Source organism: Mesorhizobium sp. M1A.F.Ca.IN.022.07.1.1 (assembly GCF_003997575.1).
In the GTDB taxonomy this organism is placed as follows: domain Bacteria; phylum Pseudomonadota; class Alphaproteobacteria; order Rhizobiales; family Rhizobiaceae; genus Mesorhizobium.
Window position 1 is genome coordinate 1 of record NZ_RZST01000119.1, and the last position, 15,363, is coordinate 15,363.

The 15,363-nt window shown below is 59.7% G+C and carries 16 protein-coding genes and 1 pseudogene; 11 read left to right on the plus strand and 6 right to left on the minus strand.

Annotated features, from left to right (window positions below):
• The coding region (locus EOA75_RS15425) for an ATP-binding protein (protein WP_164747398.1) at positions 1 to 771 on the plus strand (771 nt) is incomplete at its 5' end.
• Positions 772 to 1,052: 281 nt separating this feature from the next.
• On the opposite strand, the gene EOA75_RS15430 is transcribed toward EOA75_RS15425, so the two are convergent.
• The 3 genes from EOA75_RS15430 to EOA75_RS15435 are packed head-to-tail and all read right to left on the minus strand — an operon-like array spanning position 1,053 to position 2,415.
• Entirely contained in the window at positions 1,053 to 1,310 is a 258-nt protein-coding gene (locus EOA75_RS15430) for a hypothetical protein (protein ID WP_306462627.1), read from the minus strand.
• Positions 1,311 to 1,340: 30 nt separating this feature from the next.
• A complete protein-coding gene (locus tag EOA75_RS34040; protein ID WP_164747399.1) occupies positions 1,341 to 1,790 on the minus strand; it encodes a hypothetical protein in 450 nt (149 codons plus the stop codon).
• 34 nt (positions 1,791 to 1,824) lie between these two features.
• On the minus strand, positions 1,825 to 2,415 hold the full coding sequence (locus EOA75_RS15435) for an amino acid synthesis family protein (RefSeq protein ID WP_127214130.1): 591 nt from the start codon (positions 2,413 to 2,415) through the stop codon (positions 1,825 to 1,827).
• 165 nt (positions 2,416 to 2,580) lie between these two features.
• Here EOA75_RS15435 and EOA75_RS15440 point away from each other — a divergent pair, with 165 nt between their 5' ends.
• The 10 genes from EOA75_RS15440 (at position 2,581) to EOA75_RS34520 (ending at position 13,322) form a co-directional block, all read left to right on the plus strand.
• Positions 2,581 to 4,374: a helix-turn-helix domain-containing protein gene (locus tag EOA75_RS15440; protein ID WP_127214128.1), complete on the plus strand. Its 1,794-nt coding sequence runs from the start codon at positions 2,581 to 2,583 to the stop codon at positions 4,372 to 4,374.
• A gap of 161 nt (positions 4,375 to 4,535) precedes the next feature.
• Positions 4,536 to 5,522, plus strand: coding sequence for a flavin reductase (locus tag EOA75_RS15445; protein ID WP_127324598.1), 987 nt, complete (start codon positions 4,536 to 4,538; stop codon positions 5,520 to 5,522).
• 20 nt (positions 5,523 to 5,542) lie between these two features.
• The gene (locus EOA75_RS15450) at positions 5,543 to 7,054 is read left to right on the plus strand and encodes an aldehyde dehydrogenase (protein WP_127324599.1); all 1,512 of its coding nucleotides are present in this window, start codon (positions 5,543 to 5,545) and stop codon (positions 7,052 to 7,054) included.
• Between the two features lie 41 nt (positions 7,055 to 7,095).
• Positions 7,096 to 8,172, plus strand: a complete 1,077-nt coding sequence (locus tag EOA75_RS15455) for an LLM class flavin-dependent oxidoreductase (RefSeq protein WP_127215098.1) — start codon at positions 7,096 to 7,098, stop codon at positions 8,170 to 8,172.
• A gap of 4 nt (positions 8,173 to 8,176) precedes the next feature.
• Positions 8,177 to 8,986 carry an alpha/beta fold hydrolase gene (locus EOA75_RS15460; RefSeq protein WP_127324600.1) on the plus strand — a complete coding sequence of 270 codons (810 nt, stop codon included), beginning with the start codon at positions 8,177 to 8,179 and terminating at the stop codon, positions 8,984 to 8,986.
• Positions 8,983 to 9,297, plus strand: a complete 315-nt coding sequence (locus EOA75_RS15465; protein WP_127324601.1) for an NIPSNAP family protein — start codon at positions 8,983 to 8,985, stop codon at positions 9,295 to 9,297. Before EOA75_RS15460 ends, EOA75_RS15465 begins: the two co-directional genes overlap by 4 nt.
• A 271-nt stretch (positions 9,298 to 9,568) precedes the next feature.
• Positions 9,569 to 10,711 (plus strand): glycine betaine/L-proline ABC transporter ATP-binding protein, encoded by a 1,143-nt coding sequence (locus EOA75_RS15470; RefSeq protein WP_127324602.1) that lies wholly within the window; start codon positions 9,569 to 9,571, stop codon positions 10,709 to 10,711.
• Positions 10,704 to 11,642 (plus strand): proline/glycine betaine ABC transporter permease, encoded by a 939-nt coding sequence (locus EOA75_RS15475; protein ID WP_127324603.1) that lies wholly within the window; start codon positions 10,704 to 10,706, stop codon positions 11,640 to 11,642. Before EOA75_RS15470 ends, EOA75_RS15475 begins: the two co-directional genes overlap by 8 nt.
• A 158-nt stretch (positions 11,643 to 11,800) precedes the next feature.
• Entirely contained in the window at positions 11,801 to 12,835 is a 1,035-nt protein-coding gene (gene proX, locus EOA75_RS15480; RefSeq protein WP_127215093.1) for a glycine betaine/L-proline ABC transporter substrate-binding protein ProX, read from the plus strand.
• A gap of 205 nt (positions 12,836 to 13,040) precedes the next feature.
• A complete protein-coding gene (locus tag EOA75_RS34520; protein WP_206517004.1) occupies positions 13,041 to 13,322 on the plus strand; it encodes a hypothetical protein in 282 nt (93 codons plus the stop codon).
• A gap of 758 nt (positions 13,323 to 14,080) precedes the next feature.
• Here EOA75_RS34520 and EOA75_RS15495 read toward each other — a convergent pair.
• The 3 genes and pseudogenes from EOA75_RS15495 to EOA75_RS34525 all read right to left on the minus strand — a co-directional run.
• A pseudogene (locus tag EOA75_RS15495) lies at positions 14,081 to 14,275 on the minus strand (RND transporter); the annotation flags it as partial.
• Between the two features lie 296 nt (positions 14,276 to 14,571).
• A complete protein-coding gene (locus EOA75_RS35605; RefSeq protein WP_164747400.1) occupies positions 14,572 to 14,772 on the minus strand; it encodes a GMC family oxidoreductase N-terminal domain-containing protein in 201 nt (66 codons plus the stop codon).
• A gap of 382 nt (positions 14,773 to 15,154) precedes the next feature.
• Positions 15,155 to 15,363, minus strand: a 209-nt coding sequence (locus EOA75_RS34525) for a hypothetical protein (protein ID WP_206517005.1), incomplete at its 5' end; no start/stop codon positions are given.

Sequence of the window (15,363 nt, forward strand, 5' to 3'; positions counted from 1 at the left end):
GTGCTGGTGCGGCCGCTCGAAATGCTCGAAGCCGCCATCAGCAAAATCGGCTCGGACGGGGTGCTGGTGACCTTGCCGGAAAAAGGCCCGGTCGAGGTGAGGGCCACCGCCCATGCGCTCAACGAGCTGTCGGCAAGATTGAGAACGGCGATGGAAAGCCGCATGCGGCTGGTGGCCGCCGCCGGCCACGATCTCAGGACCCCAATGACCAGAATGCGGCTCCGTGCCGAGTTCCTCGAAGAGGACCGCGAGAAGTGGCTGAGCGACCTCGACGAGCTCGACCGCATCGCCGACAGCGCCATCCGCTTGGTGCGCGAGGAGGTCAACCAGGACGCGGTCGAGCCGTTGGCCCTGGACAGGCTGGTCCGCGATATCGAGGTCGAGATGGTCTCGCTCGGCCATGCGGTGACGATCGACCATCTCGACCATGTGTCGGTCAAAGCCGGCGCGCTTGGCTTGCGCCGGGCGCTGCGCAACCTGATCGTCAACGCCGCGACGCACGGCAAGAACTGCACGGTCTCGCTATCCGGGCAAGGCAACCGAGCGGTTCTCACCATCGCCGACCGCGGCCCCGGCATTCCGCCGGATCTCCTCGCCAAAGCCTTCGAGCCGTTCTTCCGGGTCGACCCGGCGCGCACGCAATTCATTCCGGGCGCCGGGCTGGGGCTGGCGATCGCCAAGGAGATCATCGAGCGTTATGGCGGATCGATAAGGCTTGAGAATAGGCAGGGGGGTGGGCTGGTGCAGACAATCATCTTTTCCCGGGAGTAGAACACGAGCCAACGATACCGTCGGCTCCCTCTAAACATATGATGTCACGTCATCCTCTACGGGCCTGCTGATCTGGACATGCTCCAGCGGGTGTTTAACCGGTTGTACGATGAGCGACGCCTGGCCAAGAAGGATCGCGAACAGCGGGAATATCTGGCTAGGGAAGTTTTCCAAGCTTTCCATTACGGTTGAATGCCGAAGGCAGCACCTAATGGATAGAGACTTAGAGCGGGCAACCAACGGATAGGAGTGAACGTCCGAGATGATGATTGAACGGCGGGTCAGGCGTTACCTTCGACCGCGCTCTCGTCGTCCAGCGCGTAGGGCACCGGCAGGTAGGCGTTGGCCATCAGCCATTCACCGACGATCGTTCTGACCAGCTCCGACTTGGATAGCCCCATTTCCGCAGCCAGGCCTGCCAACGGTTCCTCGACTTTCGGATCCAGGACGAGCCCCGTCACATTCCTCAGCATTAGGGCAGCCCTGCGGAGCATCACCTGAAGGTCGGCTCTCGAGATCTCTGCAATCTGGTCGCGCAACTTCCAGGTCGGTTGCTATCGTCGCACGTGTCATGATGTGCCCCCGCTGCAAGTAGCGTTCCCCCGCCCCACGGTGCTCAAAGCAAAACCAGTGGGATGGCTGCCTCGGGCGAGTAAAGCCCCAGCCCGCATCTTTCCGACAACCCCGATGGAGGTTCGACGGCAAGATGGTCTGGCACACCGAGCGGTTCCGCCCATCGCGTCAGAAATGCCCGGCTCGATCATCCGCACGACGGGCAACTCGGCCGGCAAGACGTCGAAATCGAACTGGTCGACCCCAGCTCCCAGCGAAAACAGCACCTCAAGGTTCGGGTACTTCGCGCTTATGTCTGTGGGCGGATGCCAGACGCCAAGATACTTCACCGAACGCGGGTCGACCGCGTCCGCGCAATAGTGGAAGGCGATTTCGGGAGCACGTTCGGCGAAGAGCGCTGCCCACTCGGCGCCGCGTTCGGCATCGGCATCATAGAGCAAGGTCATTTCGGCGCCCCGGGATTGCTGCGAAAGACGAAGCTCAGCGTGCCTGCCCCTCAGCTTCCATTTCCGCCATGTCCTGGAACCTGTCGGCGATACGTGGATGCGCCCGCCCGCCATCACAGGCGCCAATGGCGATCAGCACCTCATCCGCACCGGGTGCGTCCGGAACCTGGAAGTTGGCCGTCAGGAAGTGGGAGCGTTTGCCGGTTTCGCTCTTGTGGGTCATCGGCAGGGAAAGAAGGGCGCCTGGCCCGTTGCGGGTATTCGTGAAGCTCAGATAGGTCGTGCCGTCTACCGCCGTGCGGAACATATTGCCGAACCGCAAGGTATGGATCAGCGCCGATGCATGTTCGATCTCGCCATTGATGCCGACCGAAGCCGCCTTGCCGTAAGCCTCGACCTTATCCGCTGACAAGAGCGCCACCAATCGCTTGGTCATTTCGGCGCCAAGACCCGGCGCCAACCGGAGGATCTCTGGGCGTAAATTTTCAACGAATCCTTGACCGGCCCACGGGTTCTTCAACACGGCTGCGACCACCACCATGGAGATCGGTTGGTCGGCTTTCTTGCCACCCTCGACGAATACTTCCTCGATGAATGTGCAGAACTTTCTCACTCCGAGATCCATGGATTCCTCATCTGTTCGCTGGATTGTGGCGCAACCTAATGAGCAACGACGGTGAATGTCTTCCTTCGTTAGGGAGGAAAAACAGAATGGCCGGCACTTCGAAACGATGTAGAATTCAGCTCCCGCGCATGCCTAACTCAGCGGGTCGTGGCGCAGGGAGCGATTGTGGACAGGAAGGCGCAAATCTCGGTTCTCAAAGATGTCGCGAGTGAGATCAATTCCGGCGGCGATCTTGTCATGATCCTGAAGCACTTGGTTTTCGCCGCCTGCCGCCATGCAAACTGGACGCTCGGTTCGATCATGTCGATCGATGCCGCTCATGGTTATGCCCATGTGATGGTTCGCTATGATCCGACGTTGATCGAGCGAACGCTCCCTGACCGTTGGGAACTGGCGACGAGCCCCTCGCTGATCGCCTTGAAGCGGAACGAGCCAGTCTATATCCGCGACGTGCGCGAATCCGAGGAGTTTCCAGGTTATCGCCGCGAAGCTTTCGAGCGAGATTACCGTAGCGTCCTCGTCATGCCTATGAACTGCAGCGACTTCGAGGGCCGGCCAATGGTGCTGAGCGTTGTGTCGCGGGATATCATGGAGGTCCCGGAAGAGGATTTGGCGTTTCTGGGTATGATCGTCCATCTCGGCGCCATCGCGATCGAGAGGGAGCAGCGGCTGGAAGCCGAACGGCAGGCCGGAGACAGGTTGCAAAAGGCGCTCAAGGCGCACACCTCCCTACTTGAACACGTGCTTGCAGACGGCTCAGTTTCTTCATTGTCGGCGATGGTCGGCAGCCTGCTGCCCAATCCGGTCGTCGTCGTCGATTTTACTGCGAACCAGATTATAGCCGGCCGCTCGCCAAGCGAGGTGCAGTTCGATGATGCCGCTTGGCAATCAGCAGCGGCCGGTCCGCTGAGCCGACAACTGGGAAAGGCAGCACGCGATACAATTGAGCGGGGCGGCAACAGTGGGGCGACGCTTTTTCTCGATGACGGCAGCTCCCGGCTCAATCTGGCCGCCCGCATCGAGCCCTTGACGGTCGACCGCCAACTTGTCGGGGCATTGATCATCTTTTCCACGTCGCGTGCCTTCAGCGATCTGGACCAGTTGCTGCTTGACAGCGCCAAGTTCGCGCTCAGCGTCCAAATGATGCGCAGTTTCATCCGATTCCGTTTCGAAACCCGCACACAGACCGAGCTTTTCTTCGAGGTGGTGGAGCGGCGTTGGCGCGACGCGGCAGATGTCCAGCAGCGAGCCCAGCGGCTCGGCATCAATTTCATGACGGCTCAGCAAATCGTCGTCGTCGACTTTCCCGAGAGCGCGAAGAATCTTGGCGGAACGTCCGTCGATCTGCATCACAGTCTCGCTCGTGTCATGCAGCAAGCTTCCGTTCCCGCGTGCGTCGTGGCCATCGATGGCGGGCTGGTGTGCCTCATTCCCTATGACGAGGTCTGGAAACAGGAGCGGACATCGAAACTGATGCGGCGCATCGCAGCGGATCTTGGCCAATATTTTGACGAAGAACCGATCGTCATCGCCAGCAACGCCTGTGCCACCCTGACGGATTATCCGTTGGCTTGGGATCGCTGCAGCCGCATGATTGCCATCGCCCGTTCGTTCGGTCGCACCGGTGCGCTGTCCGGGCAGGATTTCGGGCCGTTGCCGATGCTCGTAGCGGCCGCGGGCGTCGACGACGTACGCGCTTTCGTTCAGGAAAGCGTCGGCGCCATCGCCGCCCATGACCGCCAGCATGGCACGCCCTATCTGAAAACGCTGTCGACTTATCTGAGGGAGGGCTGCCGCAGCGGCGCCTGCGCCGATGCGATGGGCCTGCACGTAACCACGCTGCGCTATCGCCTGTCGCGAATCGAGGAAATGTTCGGCATCGATGTCGAGACGCCAGAGCGGCGCTTTGCCATCGAATTGGCCATTCACCTGCATGGTGTCACGGAAGGTCGTGGCTGACGATCGGTCGACCTGACCCTCGAGACGGCGGATCGGCACCCTTCGTCCCTTACCGCAAACAGTAGCAATATTTTCCGTGCTCTTCCGGCTGAACGACGGAAGAAGGTAGCTCTACTTGCGATTAGCCTTCCCGTTATCAACCAACAGGAGGCGCTGATCCCATGTTGACCACGGGAACCGCAAAGCTTCCGACGGCCATCGACCCAATCGCGTTGCGTCGGGCTTTCGGAACCTTTGTCACCGGCGTCACCATCATCACCACGCGGGACACGGACGGCAATCCGCGCGGCATGACGGCCAATTCCTTCACCTCGGTTTCGCTCGATCCGCCGCTGCTGCTCGTCTGCGTCGCAAAATCGGCGTCAAGCTTTGCTGCCTTTACGACGGCGGATTCCTTTGCCGTTAACCTGCTTCATGAGGGACAGGTCGACATCTCGGCGATCTTCGCCTCGAAATCCCCCGATAAATTCCAGTCCGTCAATCACGACCGCGTTCATACCGGCGCGCCGATCCTGACGGACAGCCTTACCTGGTTCGACTGCACGATCTACAACAGGGTCGATGCAGGCGATCATGTCATCCTGATCGGCCAGGTGCAGGCTTTCGGTACGAGCCCTTCAGCGCCCCTCGGCTTTTGCCGCGGCCGATACGCCAGCGTCAAGGATCCGCTGCCGTCCGGCTGGCTGGCCTCGCACAACATGATCATCGGCTATCTGATCGAAGCCAGCGGCGAGATTCTGCTGCGAGCGGATGGAAGCGGTGGCTGGGCTCTGCCAACGGCCAAACGCCGTAAGGCCGGCAGCGAACTGCCGCTCAACGACGGAAAATCCCTCAAGCTGCTGTCAGACAACACCTTTCTTTACTCGATCTTCGATGTTGCTGACTGCGACCCCGGTTATCTAATCTATCGCGCCCGACTTGCCGATGGCGGACAAGGGCGCGACCTGCCGGAAGACCTGCGGTTCTTTGCCATTGACAAGCTGCCCTATGACCTCATCCCGACCCGGGAATTGCGGGCGATGCTCCGCCGCTATGTCCGCGAGCGCAAGCAGGAACGCTTTGGCATCTACATGGATTCCGGCGACGGCGGGCGACTGGCAATGATCGAGGGCGAGGCCCGCTCGTGGCATCAGGCCATTCAAGACTAACCCGAAATCAGGAAGCGACGATGAAGACGACGGTGAAATCGCTCGAGGGAATGCGCCTCAACCTCTTTATCGACGGCCGGTTTGTCGAACCGACATCCGGTCGCTACCTGGACAGTTTCGACCCGACCACCGCGGAGGCCTGGTATCAGTTTGCGGAAGCCGACGCCAACGATGTGCGACTGGCGGTTGAGGCGGCGCAAAAGGCATTCGTCAATCCTGCCTGGCGACGTATGACGCAGACCGATCGCGGAAAACTGGTGCGCAAGCTGGCCGATCTGGTTCTCGCCAATGCCGACGACCTCGCGCTGATCGAAACACGCGACAATGGGAAGCTCATCAAGGAAATGCGGGCGCAGATGCGCTCGATCCCGGACTCTTACACTTACTTTGCCGGCATGGCTGACAAACTGCAGGGCGATACGATCCCGGTCAACAAGCTGGACCAGCTCAACTTCAACATGCGCGAACCGATCGGCGTCGTCGGTATGATCACACCCTGGAACTCGCCGCTGATGATGTTGACAGGAACGCTCGCTCCCTGTTTGGCGATTGGCAACACCATCGTGATCAAGCCTTCCGAGCACGCGACCGCCTCGACGCTGGCCTTGGCCGAGCTAATCATGGAAGCGGGGTTTCCGGCCGGCGTTGTCAACGTCGTCTCGGGAACGGGTGCGGTAACCGGCGACGCGTTGACGCGGCAAAAGGGCATCGCAAAATACGTCTTCACCGGCAGCACCGATACCGGCCGTAAAATTGCTGCTAACGCGGCGGCCAACCTTGCGCAGTGCCAGATGGAACTCGGCGGCAAATCTCCCCACGTGATCTTTTCCGACGTTGATATCGAAAAGGCCGTTAATGGGGTCGTTTCGGGCGTCTTCGCAGCTGCGGGCCAGACCTGCGTCGCCGGCTCGCGCTGCTTCGTGGAGGCCAGCGTCTACGACCGCTTCATCGAAGCGTTGGTGGAACGCACCAACCGCATCACCGTCGGCCACCCATTGGAGGACAAGACGGATATCGGCCCGCTGGCGCTGTCGGCGCAACTGACGAAAGTCGAGTCCTACGTTGCTTCGGGCGTCAAGGAAGGGGCACGGATCGCGTCAGGCGGCAAGCGTCCTCACGCGGAAGAACTCGCCCGCGGCTGGTATTTCGAGCCGACCGTCATGATCGACGCCAAGAACGATATGTCCTTCATGCGCGATGAGCTTTTCGGACCGGTCGTTGGTGTCATGCCCTTTTCCTCGGAAGAAGACATGATCGAACTCGCCAACGACACACGCTACGGCCTCGCGTCCGGGATCTGGACCCAGAATATCGACCGGGCGATGCGCTTCGCCAACCGGATCGATGCGGGCACCGTTTGGATCAACACGTACCGGTCAGCAGCCTACATGTCCGCAAATGGCGGCTTCAAGGAAAGTGGTTACGGCAGGCGTGGCGGTTTCGACGTCATGCGCGAGTTCTCCAGGGCAAAAAATGTCGTCATCGACTATTCCGGCGCCATGCAGGATCCCTTTGTCATTCGACTGCGCTGACCGTCAGAAACGCTGGGACAAACCATCCAAGGGAGATTGAAATGAAATTTGCCGTCTCATTGGGCATGGAGCGTTTCTCGCCAGAAACCTCGATGACGGCCGTAATGGACAATCTGCTGCAACTTGCCAAAATCGCGGACGCCGGCGGGTTTGAGACGATCTGGACGCCGGAGCACCACACAATCGAGTGCACGATATCACCCAATCCGTTTCAGATCCTCACGTGGCTATCCCAGCATACGAGCCGTATCCGTCTGGGAACGGCAACGCTTGCCGCCGCCTATTGGAATCCAATCCGTCTCGCTGGCGAAGCCGCACTGTGCGATCACCTTACGAACGGGCGCCTCGAATTCGGCATCGCCCGCGGCGCCTATCAGTACGAGTTCGACCGAATGGCGCCGGGCGTCCAGCAGCAAGAGGGCGTCGGCTACATGAAGGAACTGGTGCCAGCGGTCCAGAAGCTTTGGGCCGGTGACTATGCGCATGAGGGCCAGTACTGGAATTTTCCGCGAGCGACCTCGGTGCCGAAGCCGCTGCAGAAGGGAGGTCCTCGCATCTGGGTCGCCGCCCGCGATCCTGGCACCTTCGACTGGGCGATCGGCATCGGCGCCAACATCCTCTCCACGCCGCTCTCGCTTCCGGCGGCGGAAATCGGCGTGCTCGCCAGCAAGTTCAACAAGGCGGTCGCCGATCATCCCGAGGTGAAACGCCCAAAATTCATGATGCAGCGACGCACTTGTGTCTATGACAGGGCCGACGACTGGCATCTCGCCGTCGAGCACAGCATGAACTATGGTCGCTATTTCGAAAACCTCATGCAGAACATTGGCACCGTGAAGAACGGGTTCCCGGAGGCCGTTCCCTTCGAAAGCGTTAAGGGCCGCGACAACTACAACCCGGAAAATATCCGCAAGAACCTGATGTTCGGAACGCCCGACGAAGTGATCGAGAAGCTGCTCGACTACGAAGCAGCTGGCGTCGATCAATATTGTCTCGGCCTCAGCTTCAACCTGCCCTTCGAACTGCAGAAGAAGACGCTTAGCCTGTTCACAGACGAGGTCATGCCCTTCTTTGCGCAGCGCGAGCGCGAAACCCAGCAACTGGCCGCGGCAGGGTAGTAGGATGACTGATACGCAGCGTCATACGGTCGGAGATGTGGTCCTGAACTATAGGGTTGACGGCAACGGGGCAGAGCCGCTGGTGCTCATCCACGGTGTCGGTTCCTACCTTGAAGCCTGGAGCGGGGTCGTAGAGCGGCTGAAGCATCGGTTCACCATCCTCACGTTCGACCTACGGGGTCACGGAAACTCGTCGCGCGTCAAAGGCCGCTACGAGATCGACGATTTCGTTGCCGAAACTCTTGCGTTGGCGGACAGTGTCGGCTTCGACCGTTTCCATCTGGCCGGTTTTTCTCTTGGCGGGTTGATCGCACAGCGGTTGGCACTGACACATCTTCCGCGCATTCAGCGCCTGATTCTCCTCTCGACTGTCGCGGGACGTACGCCTGAGGAGCGGGATCGCGTCCTCGCCCGCCTCGCCGCTCTTCGCAGCGGCGAACCGGGATCGCACTACGACGCATCCCTGTCGCGTTGGCTGACTGAGGATTTCCGGAAGAAGAATCCCGATCTGATCGCAACGCTTAGGCAGCGGAATTCTCAGAACGATCCGGACTGTTACGCTTCTGCCTACCGGGTTCTCGCCGAGACCGACTTCGGCGGTTTTCTCGACCAGATTCGCTGCCCGACGTTGATTGCAACCGGCGAGGAGGATGCCGGCTCCAATCCGCGCATGGCAAGATATATGCATGAGCGCATCCCAGGCTCCGAGCTCCGCATCCTTCCCGGGCTGCGGCATTCGATCCTGACGGAAGCACCCGATCTCGTCGCATCGATGATGGCGGATTTTTTGACCGTGCTGGAGACTGTGAAATGATCGTTGAAGAGCGTATCTATCGCATAAAATCCGGCAAAACCTCCGAGTACCTGAAGCTTGTACGCGAGGAGGGGCTGGCAATCCAGGAACCGATTCTCGGCGGACTGATCGGCTATTTCGTCACCGAGATCGGGCCGCTGAACCACGTGGTCCATCTGTGGCGATATGCCGATTTCGCGGATCGCGTCGCGCGCCGGCGCACTTTGTCGGAAGATGCGCGCTGGCGGGCCTTCATTCCGAAACTGACGGCGCTGATCGAAAGCGCGGAAAACCGTATCCTTCTTCCGACCGATTTTTCGCCACTCCAATAGGAACCAAGGGGGCGTAAGGCAAACCCTGAAGCCAACCGGCGCACGGTGGAGTTGCACTGCAGTAAATGCACCTCGGTTTGGAGGAAGGGGAGGGGCAAAAATCCTCCGTGTTCGCGGAAGACGATCTCGCTGACATGCCCCTTAATTGATCCTCGTCAAAAAATTGCGGATCGGGAACATCCGTATCGTTGAAACATGGGAGCCAATGGTGACAGAGCGATTGAGAGTAGAGAATCTGTATAAGATTTTCGCCCCTTCACCCACCAGAGCCATGACGCTGCTCGCCACCGGCGCGGATAAGGCGCGTGTCCTTGCGGAGACCGACGCCGTCGTCGGTCTGAACAACGTCTCGCTTTCCGTTCCCTCGGGCGCGATCTACATGGTCATGGGCCTTTCGGGGTCCGGCAAATCGACGCTGGCGCGTTGCATCAACCGGCTGAACGAACCAACGGCAGGCAAGATCCTGCTCGACGATATCGACATCGTGCCGCTACGCGAGGATGCGCTTCGCGAATTGCGGCGCACGCGCATCTCCATGGTCTTCCAGCATTTTGCCTTGTTGCCAAACAAATCGGTGATCGAAAATGCCGAATTCGGCCTGAAGTTGCGTGGCGTTTCCGCCCCGCAGCGACGCAGGCGCGCTGAAGAGGTGCTGGCGATCGTCGGTCTCGCCAAATGGGCCTATCATCGCCCGCATGAACTCTCCGGCGGCATGCGCCAGCGTGTCGGCTTGGCGCGGGCCCTGGCGACCGATGCCGACGTGCTCATAATGGACGAAGCCTTCAGTGCCCTTGACCCGCTGATCAGGACCGAGATGCAGGATGAGTTGCTGCGGCTGCAGCACACGCTGAAGAAGACCATCCTCTTCATCACTCATGACTTCCAGGAGGCGCTGAAACTCGGAACGCGCATCGCCATTATGTCCGAAGGCGAATTGGTGCGCGAGGGAACACCGCAATCGATCGTGCTCGAACCAGGTAGCGATTATGTCGCCGCCTTCACGCGCGAAGTCGACCGGTCGCGATTGTTTGACGCACGGTCGGTGATGCGCACCGGTTCGACGGTGTCAGGCGATGGTTCGGCGCGGATCGTCGGCGACGCCGAGCATCCCGAGGCCATGAGTTTTGCCGTCGACGCGTCGAACCGCATCGTCGGCTGCCTCGACGCTGCGGCCCTGCAACAGGTAAAGGCTGGCAAGCCGGTCGATGCCCTTTTGACGCGTGATTTCGTCGCGGTGAGCGGCACCACCAAGCTCGTGGATGTCGCTGGCTTATATCAGAGCGGCAAGGCAATGGCCGTCATTGACGAGGACGGCTGCTTCCTCGGCATGCTTGAACCCGAACATATCCTTGGACGGATCGCCTCGGCGGCGAGATCGACAGCGCCTGCTTCGACGGGAGGCCACAATGCTTGATGCCGATGATCTAGCCATCTTTCCGGTGGACCAGCGGATTGCAGACGCCGTCCAATGGGTCGCGCTCCACCTCCGTCCACTGTTTCTTGCAATCAAGTGGCCGGTCGAAAACCTGTTGTCGTTCAACGATTACATACTGCACGAAATTCCGTTTCCGATCTTCGTCGTTCTGGTGTTTTTGACCGCCTATCGGCTTGCCAGCATCGGCATCGCGGTGTTCAGCGCCATCTCACTTGTCGTGATCGCAGCCATCGGTGTCTGGACCGAGGCCATGACAACGCTTTCGCTGATTACCACGGCCATCGTGTTTTGCACCGCCATCGGCGTGCCGACCGGCATCTGGTGTGCTCGTAACGACAAGGTCTGGAGCGTGGTGCGGCCGGTGCTCGACATTATGCAGACCACACCGACGTTCGTTTACCTCGTGCCGGTCGTCATGCTGTTCGGCGTGGGCACAGTGCCGGGCGAAGTGGCGGTCGTTACAGCAGCTGCACCGCCGCTAATCCGCTTCACCAATCTGGGTATTCGCATGGTAGAGCAGGAAATGGTCGAAGCAGGTCTCGCCTTCGGCGCCGATAAGCGCCAGCTTCTGTGGGAAATACAGCTGCCTTTGGCTATCCCCACCATTCTCGGAGGATTGAACCAGACCGTGCTGACTGCGATGGTAATGTCCGTAGTCGTCGCCATGATCGGCGCGGAAGGCCTTGGCCTCGTGGTTCTCCAAGGTCTCGGACGTCTCGATGTCGGTCGCGCCGCCGTCGGTGGCATCGCCATCGTCCTGCTCGCCATGATGCTTGATCGGATCACCCAGCAGCTTGCCCAGCCGACCGACCGCAAGCGCAGGTCGGTGCTGCGCGACCTTTTCAATCTTTACAAGGGCGAGCGATCGCACGAGGCCATCGTAACAACCGCAGCGAACCGCACGCGTTGAGAGCCGCTCCGGCGGTAACCACCACCGGAATGACGACAGACACCGGCGGCTCGTTCCGCCGGCCAGGAATTCACTTGCCTATCCCTTGCAGCGTCCGCGTTACAGCCGAACCTCGAATTCAGTGAAGTCCAAAGAAAAATCCAGAAGGAGAACATCCGATGAAGCACAGCCTGAAAACCTTTTCCCTTTTTGTCACCGGCATGGTGCTGGCGGCCTCTCTAGGTCAAACTGCTTTCGCCGAAGACCTGCCTGGGAGCGGCAAGACGGTGCGGTACGCCCAGTCCGACAGCCTAGGCGCCAATTACGTCGTTGCCCAGATCGGCATGGCGGCGATGAAGGAACTCGGTTACGACGTCAAGCTTAGCACGCTCAACACCACCTTGTTCTTCCAGGCGGCGGCCCAGGGCGATCTTGATATCGCGACCGACATAAACTTCCCGCAGCGCGAGCCGGGTTACAAGAAGGTCGAGGCGGAGGCGGAGATCGTCGGCGGTGGCCTAATTCAAGGCGGCGGTATTAATGGCTATCTGATCGACAAGAAAACCGCCGACGCAAACAACATCACCACGCTCGATCAGATGAAGGATGCGAAGATCGCAGCTCTTTTCGGCACGACCGGCAAAGCCGACCTCATCAATTGCGATCCGGGCTGGAGTTGCGGCGACGTTGTCGATTTCCAGCTTGAGAAATTCGGACTCAAGGGCAGCGTCAATTCGGTCCGCGGCAAATACGAGGCTCTGATGGTCGAGGCCGTCGCCCGTGTCAAGCGCGGCGAGCCGGTATTCTTTTATGCCTGGAGCCCTTCGTGGATGAACAAGGCTCTGGTGCCCGGCAAGGATGTCGTCTGGTTGCCGACGCCCTTCGATGCCTTGCCGGAATCGGTCCCGAACAAGGGCTCTGCCCTGGTGCCAGGCGTCAGCGGTTGCGCTGGCGGTGCTGATCCATGCCGCATGGCCATGGCGGCATGGAACTGGAACGCCGTCGCCAACCGGAAGTTCATTGCAGCCAATCCGGCAGTCAAGAAGCTCGTGGAGCAGATGTCGTTCCCGCTGGCCGACTGGTCGACCTGGGAACAAACGATCAGCGAAAAGGGCGGCAGCGACAGCAACATCAAAAAGCTGGCGCAGGAATGGATCAAAACCCATCAGGAACAGTTCAACAGCTGGGTTGACCGTGCCAAAATTGCAAGCTGATCACAATTCGCTGAAGTAGCCGCGCCAGGCCGACCCGACGTTGGGGTTTGACGACGCAAAGAAGCTCCGGTGGCGCAAGCCGCCGGGGCAATTCGATTTTGCCATTACTGCGGTGCTTTCGCTACTGAGTCCCTTGAGCCAAGCTAGGTAGCCGTGGAGCCTCAACAGGTTTGCACCGCGTTCGCACGAGTACCGTCTCGCCGTCATGGTGATCAAAGCCTACCGCAAGCCCTACAATGCGGAGCAGCCGGAACAGGTCGGCGAAGGTTTCGAACAACCGGTCGCTTGCCTCCGTTTCCGGCTGGTGGCTCGCGAAACGACGCGCCGCGCTCGGCGTCACCGACGATGTCCTAGAGCGCCTGAAGGCACGGCTCCACGATCGAAGCACGACGCGCTGGGCGCGAAACCCGGCCACGCCGTGCTCGTCGAACCGTGGCGCGCGCTGCTCCCGGCGCAGACCGTCGACGCCGCCTTTGAAGGCGTCTGATGGTCGCGTCGCGAGAAACCCTTCAGGGACCTCGCAGCCGAGCGCGAGCCTCGAAGCTGCCAATCCGCTTCTGGCCCAGGACAGCCGCGCTCGCACCATTATGGTCAGCACGGGTTCATCGACCCCTTTTGTAGGATGAAAGAGACACCGCGTGGCATGGAATACTAGTCCTCCTCCTGGTCATTAGGTTCGCCAGACCATACGAGAGAATACGAAGGAAATGGGCTGGCGAACCACCCGCTACGTGTTGATTTCCGGTAGAAAACGACGACCCTCAGCGACTAACATAATCGTTTTTCGCCAATGGGTTACGGAGCGGTCCGCCGAAATTGATTCAAGAGTTGATCTAGCCCCTCGTTGACCGTAGTGAGCTTCTAAAGAATGGCGGCTCTGCGCCTCATCTCGGCCGCAACGATGTTGACTGCAGTTGCCTATAAGCCGACATCTGATTGGAGGTCGCGCTAGACAATCCACGGTGGCGCCACGACGTGCAAGTGATCCTGATACCATACTCGGTAGGCCTGCGACTTGGACGATATCTGCCGCAGCCCGATTAAGGCAGGCGCTCGCCATTTCGCGACGCGGCGAAGCTTCTGGTCCGCGATAGCCTCCGATCCAGCTATTCGTACCGACCGTTTTCGCCGGAACAACGTTGTTCGAAACATATGCGGAAATCACGTCTGCCATGAGTTCCAAAATTGCATCTTTCGAGGCGTCGTCGGTCATTTCTCTCTCCTCTGATTGACCGTGCATCTTGTTCACTGCGCCACGGCTCTTGACGCGAAGCGTGGCCCAGTCGTGACATCGATGATCTCTGGTGTCGTGCTGTCGACGCCGCCGTCCCAGCCGCCGCCGAGCGCCTTGTTCAATGCTATATAGTCGGTGGCGATCGACACTCGGCTTTGGAGCAGAGTGTCATCGGCTGAGTAGGCCGATCGCTCGGCATCCAGCACCTGGCCAGAACCATGGCGAACATGGTGAGCGTGTTGATGGAATAGCGTGGGTGTCGGTACGCATTGATCTCGACGCTAAGCGGTCCTCCCTCCCATGATACTCATTGTGGATCGTGGCATTGGCTTCTGCGCGTATGAAATACGGCAGGACGTCATCGCAGGACCAGCCGTGATTGCCGAACTGAGCCCACTGGTCATAGTCGCCCGAGTTTCCGCGAATGTAGACCATGTAGTTGAGGATACCTGAGCCGCCGACTACCCGGCCTCTTGGATAGGCGATGCGCCTATCAAATAGTTCACGCTGGTGCGTGGTGGAAAAGGCCCAATCGGACCTGGAGTTCTGCATCCATGAAAGCGGCTCCCGGAATGTGCGCGAGCCTGCAGTCCGGTTCGTCGCCCGCCTCGATCAGGAGGACCGTGCGATCTGGATCCTCAGTTAATCGGTTGGCCAACACGCATCCGGATCCGGCGCCGACGATGATGTAATCGAACGACATCGTGACCACCCTTGGGCCGACATGGCACGCCCGAGGAGCTCTAGCCTCTCGACGCGGCATAAGCGAACACTAATATTGCGGAGAACGCGCTGCGGCAGTTTTATATTCGCTGATCGTGATCTGATCGCCAGCGCCGCCGGAGACATTGTTAGATCTTCGCCGTTCCTCGTCCATGCGAAAGATAGATTGTCGAGAGTTATCCCGCCCTGCAGCGCGGCTGTGAACGGCTCACTGTGCACCTCACGGTGGTCCGATCATCATGAACCACCCAATCCGACTGGACGATCTCTATGCACGGCTCGATCCGAGGCGCGCCGCATCTCAAGGATCTTTGAGCCAACCAGCCCAGTCGCTCCGGTGACGATTAGGGTGCGGCCTGCCATCATAGACCGGTATGCTGCCTGATCATTTCCAGTCGTTCCGCCTCCGGCAGGGTTTGGTGCAAGACAAAAGCTTGCTCAGCATCGGAACCCAAGAGATACATGACTTGGCCGGTTTCGTCGTCGCCGCCCGGAAATGACTTCGGCGATCGACTCGGGAGTGGAATAGTTGTTGCGCCGTTCCTCCATAGCTGTAGTGACCCTGCAAGGC

Bases quoted from the DNA above. Each gene is read 5' to 3' on its own strand.
- EOA75_RS15435 (WP_127214130.1), bottom strand. From the start codon at position 2,415: ATGGATCTCGGAGTGAGAAAGTTCTGCACATTCATCGAGGAAGTATTC.
- EOA75_RS15465 (WP_127324601.1), top strand. From the start codon at position 8,983: ATGATCGTTGAAGAGCGTATCTATCGCATAAAATCCGGCAAAACCTCC.
- EOA75_RS15455 (WP_127215098.1), top strand. From the start codon at position 7,096: ATGAAATTTGCCGTCTCATTGGGCATGGAGCGTTTCTCGCCAGAAACC.
- EOA75_RS15460 (WP_127324600.1), top strand. From the start codon at position 8,177: ATGACTGATACGCAGCGTCATACGGTCGGAGATGTGGTCCTGAACTAT.
- EOA75_RS15445 (WP_127324598.1), top strand. From the start codon at position 4,536: ATGTTGACCACGGGAACCGCAAAGCTTCCGACGGCCATCGACCCAATC.
- EOA75_RS15475 (WP_127324603.1), top strand. From the start codon at position 10,704: ATGCTTGATGCCGATGATCTAGCCATCTTTCCGGTGGACCAGCGGATT.
- EOA75_RS15470 (WP_127324602.1), top strand. From the start codon at position 9,569: ATGACGCTGCTCGCCACCGGCGCGGATAAGGCGCGTGTCCTTGCGGAG.
- proX (WP_127215093.1), top strand. From the start codon at position 11,801: ATGAAGCACAGCCTGAAAACCTTTTCCCTTTTTGTCACCGGCATGGTG.
- EOA75_RS34520 (WP_206517004.1), top strand. From the start codon at position 13,041: ATGGTGATCAAAGCCTACCGCAAGCCCTACAATGCGGAGCAGCCGGAA.
- EOA75_RS15450 (WP_127324599.1), top strand. From the start codon at position 5,543: ATGAAGACGACGGTGAAATCGCTCGAGGGAATGCGCCTCAACCTCTTT.
- EOA75_RS34040 (WP_164747399.1), bottom strand. From the start codon at position 1,790: ATGACCTTGCTCTATGATGCCGATGCCGAACGCGGCGCCGAGTGGGCA.
- EOA75_RS35605 (WP_164747400.1), bottom strand. From the start codon at position 14,772: ATGTCGTTCGATTACATCATCGTCGGCGCCGGATCCGGATGCGTGTTG.